Raw genomic sequence first — 8,809 nt, 5'->3', positions numbered from 1 at the left:
ACGCCGGTCCACTCTTCCGGGTTCTCCGAATGGAACCCCATCTCCCGCGCCAGATCATGGTTAAAACACACCATCCGCGCGTCCTTCAACGGCGTTGGCTGCACCCGGGTATAAAAACTGTCCGGTAGCTCAAGGTAGCGATGTTCGATTTTAAAACTGTTGCTGCTCATAGCTCCAGTATCCCAGATAACTCTCAACCACCACAAACAAACCGGACTCTGACAACCTATACTCCAATTGGTACAAAACCTGCAAAACCCAAAACAAACCAACAGGAACCAGCAAAGTGTCCGCACCCGATCTGACCACCACCATCCAGAAACTGATCAATCAGGAATCCCTCCCCGATTCCTACGCCGACACCGTCAAAAAGACCATCCTCCCCCTGGCCCAACACATCCACAACCTCAGACAGACCAGGACCGAACCCATCACCATCGGCATCCATGGCGCCCAGGGTACCGGCAAATCCACCCTGACTGAATTCCTCAGGGAACTGCTGACCGTCCATTACCGCATTCCCACCGCCAGCTTCTCCCTGGACGACCTCTATCTCACCCGCGCCGAGCGGGAGCAACTGGCCGAGGATGTCCATCCACTGCTTATAACCCGCGGCGTACCCGGCACCCACGACATCGCGCTGGGCCAGCAGGTCATCGACCAGCTGAAAGCCGCCGGCGCGGATACGGAAACCCCCATCCCGGCCTTCGACAAATCCCGCGACGACCGCCGACCAGCTCACCAGTGGCCCGTATTCCGGGGCCGCGCCGAGGTGATCCTGATCGAAGGCTGGTGTATGGGCGCGGAACCGGCCGCCAGCGATGGAGAGTTGATGGCGCCGGTTAACGAACTTGAGCGGCACGAGGACCCGGAGGGCACCTGGCGACAATACGTCAACCGTTGCCTCAGGGGTGAGTACGGGGATTTTTTCAGTCAGGTCGACTGTCTGATCATGCTGAAGGCACCTTCCATGGAATGTGTTCTCCGGTGGCGCACCCTTCAGGAGCACAAGCTGCGGGAGCGAGCCGGCAGCGCACCAAAAGAGGGCGAAAAAAACGGCGAGAGTAACCAACCATCGCGCATTATGAGTGATGAAGAGGTTGTCCGTTTCATCATGCACTATGAACGGATCACCCGTGCCAGTCTCGCGGAGATGCCGGCCCGCGCGGATTGCTTGGTTAACGTGGGGGAAGACCACAGTTTCGGTGAACCCTTGATCCGTCAGCGACAGTAGAGGATTTCGCCATGCCCAAGCCCCGTCTGATCCTGTTTTCCGACCTCGACGGCACCTTGCTGGACCACGACAGCTACGACTGGTCCCCGGCAAAGCCCGCGCTGGCGAGGCTGGCAGCAGCGGATATCCCGGTGGTGCTCAACTCCAGTAAAACCGCCGGCGAGATACGCGCGCTCCGGGAAAAACTGGGCAACACCGCGCCCTTTATCGTGGAAAACGGCGCCGCAGTGGTTATCCCCGCGAACTGTTTTGGACCGGGCCCGGAGCAGGTGCAGACTTTTGGGGCATCCCGGGACGAAGTGCTGGCCCTGCTGAAAGAATGTCGGGCAGAAGGGTTCCGGTTCCTCAGCTTTGCCGACATGAGCCCAGCCGAGCTGGCCGGGCGCTCCGGGCTCTCGGAATCAGAAGCAGAACTTGCGAAAGACCGCGCTGGAACAGAGCCGCTTCTGTGGGAGGGAGACGAGGCTTCACTGGCCGGATTCCGCCACAGACTGAGCGAGCACAACTGCCGCCTGGTTCAGGGTGGGCGCTTTCTGCATGCCATGGGAACCTTCGATAAGGCCGATGGGGTCCGGTTCTTGCTGGGAAAGTACAGGGCGCAATATCCCGTTGAAAAGGTTATTGCCATTGCGCTGGGCGACAGCCCCAACGATCAGCAAATGCTGGAAGAGGCGGACATTGCGGTGATCGTGCGGGGTGTGCAGTCCCAACGCGTGTCCCTGCCGTCACAGAGCCGGGCCATAAGGTCCATCAAGATTGGCCCGGCAGGCTGGAACGAATGCGTGCTGAATCTGCTGATTGAGTACGGTTACTGAAACCGGGTTTTGCAACAACAGGAGAGCCGCCATGGGCGACTTTTATCAGAACGGCATCATCACAACCCTTCATAACCTTTGCCGCCGGCCGGTGGAGGAACTGGAACAGGAGCTGATGAGCTTTCGCAAGGCCCGGCCCATGTCGCTGGTGTTGCCCTCGCTGTATTCGGAGCTGGAAGGCCCGGCCCTGAAAAACATCGTCAGCGAACTGGCGAAGGTGCCGTATCTTGAGCAGATCGTTATTGGCCTGGACCGCGCCAATGAGCAGGAATATCGCCACGCGCTGGAGTACTTCTCCGAACTGCCCCAGCATGTGCGGGTGCTGTGGAATGACGGCCCACGCCTGCGGGCTCTCGACCTCAAGCTGCGGGAACAGAACCTGGCACCCACCGAGATGGGCAAGGGCAGGAATGTCTGGTACTGCTTCGGTTATGTGCTTGCGTCCGGGATGAGCAAATCCGTGGCTCTGCATGACTGCGACATACTGACGTATTCCCGGGACCTGGTGGCCCGGCTGATCTACCCGGTGGCCAATCCCAGCTTCAACTACATGTTCTGTAAAGGCTATTACGCTCGCGTGGCGGATGGCAAAATGAACGGACGGGTCAGCCGCCTGCTGGTAACCCCGCTGATCCGGGCCCTGAAAAAAGTGTGCGGCCCCAACGATTACCTGGACTACCTGGACAGCTACCGTTACCCGCTGGCCGGCGAGTTCTCCTTCCGCACCGATGTGATCAACGACCTGCGCATTCCCAGTGACTGGGGGCTGGAAGTGGGGGTGCTCTCTGAGATGAAGCGCAACTACGCTACCAATCGCCTGTGCCAGGTGGACATTGCCGACACTTACGATCACAAGCACCAGGAGCTCTCACCGGAAGACGCCAGCCGTGGTCTCTCCAAGATGAGCACGGATATCAGCAAAGCCCTGTTCCGCAAGCTGGCCACCAACGGCGAGATTTTCTCCAACGAGAAGTTCCGTACCATCAAGGCGGCGTATTTCCGCATTGCGCTGGATTTTGTGGAAACCTACCAGAGTGATGCCGTGATCAACGGGCTGACATTTGACCGCCACAAGGAAGAGAAAGCGGTGGAACTGTTTGCCCAGAACGTGATGAGGGCAGGGGCCTATTTCCTGGACAACCCCATGGACACCCCGTTCATTCCCAGCTGGAATCGCGTCACCAGTGCGATTCCGGACATCAAGGAACAGCTTCTGGAAGCCGTGGAACTGGATAACGAGGAGTATTGCCAGTGAGCAACACCCTGCACCAAAAGCTTGCCACCATGCTGGACGTGGTTTATCCGGCCATCGATACCGGATTTCTGGCAGATCAGCTGCTGACCACCATGGAGCTGGCGCCGGATGCTCCCGCCCCTCCGGCCCATCAGAATAACTGGGATGAGGCCGATGTGATGCTGATTACCTACGCAGACACGGTCCAGCGCAGTCATGAAAAGCCGCTTCAGACCCTGTTCCAGTTTCTTGAGGATTGCCTCAAGGACACGGTGTCGGCGGTGCATATCCTGCCGTTCTTCCCCTACAGCTCGGACGACGGCTTCTCGGTGATGGACTACCTGGCGGTGAATGAATCCCACGGTGAATGGGAAGACATCGAGCGCATTGCCGGCAACTACAAACTGATGGCGGACCTGGTGATCAACCACATGTCGGCCCGCAGCCGCTGGTTCGAGAACTTCAAGAAGCGGATCGACCCCGGCAAGGACTATTTCTTCGAGGCCAGGCCCACGGATGACCTGAGTGCTGTGGTCCGGCCCCGCACATCGCCATTGCTCAACGCGGTGCAGACGGACGATGGCGAACGTTATGTGTGGTGCACCTTCAGCGAAGACCAGGTGGACCTGAACTTTGCCAACCCCCAGGTGCTCAACGAGTTTGTGGGCATTATCCGTTCTTATCTGGAGCGGGGTGTGACCATCTTCCGGCTGGATGCAGTGGCCTTCCTCTGGAAAGAGGTGGGCACGCCCTCCATTCACCTGCAGCAAACCCACGAACTGATCAAGATACTGCGGCTGCTGATCGAGCATCACACGCCCCATGGTGTGGTGATCACCGAAACCAACGTCCCCAACCGGGAAAACCTGACCTACTTCGGTAACGCCAACGAAGCCCATGTGATTTACAATTTTTCTCTGCCGCCGCTGCTGATCAATACCCTGGTCACCGGCAACTGCCGGCACCTGAAAACCTGGCTGATGAGCATGCCGCCGGCCCAGATGGGCACGACCTATCTGAATTTTATTGCCTCCCACGATGGCGTAGGCCTGCGCCCGACCGACGGTCTGCTTACAGAGGAGGAAAAGCAGCGTCTGGTCAATACCATGGAATCTTTCGGGGGCAAGGTATCCTATCGGCGCACGCCGGACGGCAAGGACCAGCCCTACGAAATGAACGTGGCGCTGTTCGACGCGTTAAAGGGAACAGCGGAGCGGGGCGCCGATCACTGGCAGCTGCACCGGTTCCTCTGCGCCCATACCATCATGCTGGCCCTGGAGGGTATTCCCGCGTTCTACATTCACAGCCTGCTGGGCACGGAGAACGACCGGGAGCGGGTAGAGAACACCGGGCGCCTGCGCTCCATCAACCGTGGCCAGTGGAATCTGGACCGGCTGGAGGAAGAGCTGGCGGACCCGCTGAGCCACCATCACAAGGTGTTCACAGAACTCAAACGCCTGATTGCCATTCGTCGCCGGCAGCCCGCTTTTCATCCCAACGCCACCCAGTTCACCCTGCACCTGGGACTGCAGCTGTTCGGCTTCTGGCGCCAGAGTATGCGCCGGGATCAGTCTATCTTCTGCATTCATAACATCTCCGATGAAGTGCAGCAGGTCTCCCTGGGAGATATCAACCTGATCGGCACCGACCAGTGGCAGGACCTGATTTCCGGTCTGAAAATCGATGATCTCTCCGGATGTCTGACCCTCAAGCCCTATCAAAGTGTGTGGCTGTCCAACCGGGAATAATGGCAGAATGCGTGAATGCCACCCCACTCTCCACACCATCGGCCCCGCATCCTGCTTCTGTCCGCTTACGACGCCGGTAGTCACCAGCGCTGGCGACAACAGCTGGTGGCCAGCCAGCCGGAATTCAACTGGGAGGTGCTGGCCCTTCCGCCCCGCTTTTTCCGCTGGCGGATTCGCGGTAACGCACTGACCTGGCTGCAGGAGCCGGCGCTGAAAGCCAGTTATGATCTGCTGATCGTCACCTCCATGGTGGATCTGGCGTCCCTGAAGGGGTTTCATCCCCGCCTGGCGCGTACACCCTCCATTCTCTACATGCACGAAAACCAGTTTGCCTATCCGGATTCCGGTCGGCAGCATTCCAGCGCCGAGCCCAAAATGGTCAATTTGTACAGTGCCATCGCGGCTGATCAGGTGCTGTTTAACAGTGCCTGGAACCGGGACAGCTTTCTGGGTGAGGCTTACCGGTTCCTGGACAAAATGCCGGATGGGCTTCCCGATGGTCTGATCAATCGTATCCGTGAGAAATCCCGGGTAGTTCCTGTGCCAATTGACGACCGGCTTTTCACAGGACGGCGCCATACCGTCAACGCCCAGTGCCCCCACCTGCTGTGGAATCATCGTTGGGAGTACGACAAGGCGCCGGATCGGTTGTTGCTGATGCTGGATGCATTGGCGGCGGCAGGCCAGGACTTCCACCTGAGCGTGGTGGGTGAACAGTTTCGTAATCAGCCCGAGGCGTTTGATCTGATACATCAGCGGCACCGGGAACGTATTGTGAACTGGGGATATCTGCAGAGCAGAGCAGACTATGATCGCCTGCTGGCAGAGGCCGATGTGGCCATTACCACGGCCCTGCATGATTTTCAGGGGTTGTCGGTGCTGGAAGCCACGGCCTCCGGGTGTATGGCGCTGGCGCCGGACCGGCTGGCATATCGCGAGTATGTGCCGGACGCGCAAAGATACGCCAGCCATCCGGACGACCCGGTGGCAGAAGCAGACGCAGCGGCAGGCCTGTTGCATCAGTTATTACAGCAGACACCTGAGCCCTGCCCGCCGCAAGCCTGGCGGCTCAGCAAACTGCAAAAGAAATATTACAAAGTGATCAGTGAAACTCTGGGCCAGCTGACGGTATCCTGAGCCTGATTCAAAACACGGAGTGAGCGCAGATGATGAGAGCCATCAAGGTCAGTGGCGACACGTTAAGCTGGGAAGCGTATGACATCCCTTCCGAAGTGCCTGAAGGTCATGTAGCAATTGATATTGCGTGGACCGCCATCAACCGTGCAGACCTGATGCAGCGGGCCGGCGTTTATCCACCACCGCCCGGTGCTTCGGAGATCCTGGGCCTGGAAGTCAGCGGAACCATCTCCGAAGTGGGGGAGGGTGTGGACCACCTCAAGCCTGGTGATGAAGTCTGTGCCCTGCTTACCGGCGGCGGCTACGCCACCCATGTGGTGGTGCCGGCGGTGCAGGTATTGCCAATCCCGAAGGGCTATACCCTGGAAGAGGCCGCAGCGATTCCGGAAGTGTTCGCCACCGCCTGGCTGAACCTCTATCACGAAGCCGCCCTCAAGCCCGGTGAAAAGGTGCTGGTTCACGCCGCTGCCAGTGGTCTGGGTACAACCGTTATTCAGCTGGCAACGGCATTGGGTAATCCGGTCTTTGCCACCGCCGGTGATAACGACAAACTGGAAGCCTGTAAGAAACTGGGCGCCACTGGCGTCTGGAATCGCAATGACGGTTCGTTCGTCGACGCCATTAAATCCTGGGGCGGCGTGGACATGGTGCTGGATCCGGTTGGCGGCAACTATATCGCCGACGACCAGAAAGTGCTGAACGTGGACGGTCGAATCATACTCATTGGCCTGATGGGTGGCCGCATGGCGGAAGTGGATCTGGGGCTGATGCTGATGAAACGCCACCGCCTCATTGGCTCGACGCTGAGGTCGCTGCCAGTGGCTGACAAGGGCAACGTCATGAGTGCTCTTTACCAGCACGTCTGGCCATTGCTCAGTGCCCGGCAAATTGACCCGGTGATCGACAGTTCCTGGCCTATCGAAAAGGCTGGCGAAGCCATGGCCTATGTGACTGAAAACCGTAATATCGGGAAGGTGTTACTGCAGGTGGCCGGGTAAACCTCCCTCCCTGGAGGTTTGTAGGGATCAGTCGGCGACGTGCACCAGCTGTTTGCCGAAGTTCTTTCCTTTCAGCATGCCTTTGAAGGCTTCCGTCGCGTTTTCCAGGCCCTCGGCGATGGTCTCGTGGTATTTGAGCTCACCGGAAGCCACACGATCCGCGAGGATGTTGGTGATTTCCTGATGCTTGTCCTGCCACTCGGTTACCAGGAAGAAGCGGTGTTCCGGAACCGGGTCCAGTGCCTTCAGCACGTGGAAGGGCGTTTCCACCGAACTCATGTCTTCCGCGTTATAGGCGGACACGAAACCACAGATGGGTACTCGCGCGCCTGGATTCAGCAGCGGTGCGACAGCGCGGGTCACTGCACCGCCAACGTTTTCAAAATAGATGTCGATACCGTCGGGGCAGGCGGCTTTCAGGTCTTCTTCCAGGTTGCCGGCCTTGTAATCCACGCAGGCATCAAAGCCGAGCTCTTCCACCACGTAACGGCATTTCTCCGGACCACCGGCCACGCCGACTGCACGACAGCCTTCTTTCTTCGCAGTCTGGCCTACCACGGTTCCTACCGGGCCGGACGCAGCTGAAACCACCACGGTTTCACCGGCTTTCGGCTTGCCCACGTACATCAGGCCGCAGTAGCCAGTGCGTCCTGGCATACCGGCCACACCCAGGTAAGCCTGCAGGGGCACGTTGTCTTTCTGGTCAATCTTGTAGACCATCTCCGCATCGCCGGGGAAAACCACGTATTCCTGCCAACCGGAATAGCAGGTCACCAGGTCGCCAACTTTAAGATTATCCGAGCGGGACTCAACGATCCGTGCAACGCTCTCGCCAACGATAACCTCGCCAAGGCCGATGGGATCCATGTAACCCTTGGCATCGTTCATACGTGGACGCATGTAAGGGTCCAGGGACAGCCACAGCACCTGGGCCAGCACTTCGCCATCCTTCAGATTGCGGACCGGGCGCTCTTCCAGCACCAGGTCACCGTCCTGAATCTCGCCCTGTGGGCGCTGCTTGAGAACGACCGCTCTATTGGTATAGTTGCTCACAAATTATCTCCGGTTGCGTAATGAAACCAGATTAGGGTGCAGCAGAATCGTTACAAGGTCAACATCCAGTGCTGGGGTCTGACCCCGATACATTTCACCTTGTAAAATGCACTGGGGTCAGACCCCATTGGGTGGGGTTACATTTTTTAGGTTGGTCGTTATAATCCGTCTGAGCTCAGGATGAGCGAAAAACATTTATTTCTTCAGGGATCGAAGACATGCCCCAGGCAACCGGACTGCAGTTCACGGCCACCCTTGGCCAACTCCCCAGAGACCTGTTCGCGGTCGTCCGCTTTGAACTGACCGAAACCCTCTCGACGCTTTGCCATTGCAAGCTGGATCTGGCCAGTACGGCCCCGGATATTGCCGCTGAAGAAGTGCTGGAACAGCCGGTGGAACTGGTGGTCTGGCAGGACGGTGTGCCTCTTAGGCGTTTCCACGGTGTAGCCAACGAATTCGCCCGGGGCGATTCCGGCCATCGCCGCACCCGCTACGAAGTCATCGTCCAGCCCCCGCTGTGGCGCCTGGGCCTGATGCACAACAGCCGCATTTTCCAGACCCGGAGCACCGACGCCATCGTGCGTACCCTG

Annotated in this window: 8 protein-coding genes; 7 read left to right on the top strand and 1 reads right to left on the bottom strand. The window is 58.6% G+C overall.

Features of this window, described 5'->3' with window-relative positions:
* Nucleotides 1–286 precede the first annotated feature (286 nt).
* From ACESMB_RS13695 to ACESMB_RS13670, 6 genes are read left to right on the top strand one after another with little or no spacing between them, the layout of a single operon-like run.
* Nucleotides 287–1,234: a hypothetical protein gene (locus ACESMB_RS13695; protein WP_372971832.1), complete on the top strand. Its 948-nt coding sequence runs from the start codon at nt 287–289 to the stop codon at nt 1,232–1,234.
* 11 nt (nt 1,235–1,245) lie between these two features.
* A complete protein-coding gene (locus tag ACESMB_RS13690) occupies nt 1,246–2,049 on the top strand; it encodes an HAD-IIB family hydrolase (RefSeq protein WP_372927651.1) in 804 nt (267 codons plus the stop codon).
* Nucleotides 2,050–2,080: 31 nt separating this feature from the next.
* A complete protein-coding gene (locus tag ACESMB_RS13685; RefSeq protein ID WP_372971831.1) occupies nt 2,081–3,304 on the top strand; it encodes a glycosyl transferase in 1,224 nt (407 codons plus the stop codon).
* 29 nt (nt 3,305–3,333) lie between these two features.
* Nucleotides 3,334–5,031, top strand: a complete 1,698-nt coding sequence (locus ACESMB_RS13680) for a sugar phosphorylase (protein WP_372971833.1) — start codon at nt 3,334–3,336, stop codon at nt 5,029–5,031.
* Nucleotides 5,032–5,046: 15 nt separating this feature from the next.
* Entirely contained in the window at nt 5,047–6,168 is a 1,122-nt protein-coding gene (locus tag ACESMB_RS13675) for a DUF3524 domain-containing protein (RefSeq protein ID WP_372971830.1), read from the top strand.
* Nucleotides 6,169–6,200: 32 nt separating this feature from the next.
* Nucleotides 6,201–7,166 (top strand): NAD(P)H-quinone oxidoreductase, encoded by a 966-nt coding sequence (locus tag ACESMB_RS13670; RefSeq protein ID WP_372927707.1) that lies wholly within the window; start codon nt 6,201–6,203, stop codon nt 7,164–7,166.
* A 27-nt stretch (nt 7,167–7,193) separates the two neighbouring features.
* On the opposite strand, the gene ACESMB_RS13665 is transcribed toward ACESMB_RS13670, so the two are convergent.
* Nucleotides 7,194–8,219 (bottom strand): NADP-dependent oxidoreductase, encoded by a 1,026-nt coding sequence (locus ACESMB_RS13665; RefSeq protein WP_372971829.1) that lies wholly within the window; start codon nt 8,217–8,219, stop codon nt 7,194–7,196.
* Nucleotides 8,220–8,437: 218 nt separating this feature from the next.
* On the opposite strand from ACESMB_RS13665, the gene ACESMB_RS13660 reads away from it, so the two are divergent.
* Nucleotides 8,438–8,809: contractile injection system protein, VgrG/Pvc8 family (locus tag ACESMB_RS13660; RefSeq protein WP_372971828.1), on the top strand; the 372-nt coding region annotated here is incomplete at its 3' end.

The sequence above is a fragment of the Marinobacter sp. genome, from assembly GCF_041686475.1.
Lineage (GTDB): Bacteria > Pseudomonadota > Gammaproteobacteria > Pseudomonadales > Oleiphilaceae > Marinobacter.
Note: the sequence above shows the minus strand (reverse complement) of the source record. Positions and strands in the feature narration are given on the sequence as shown.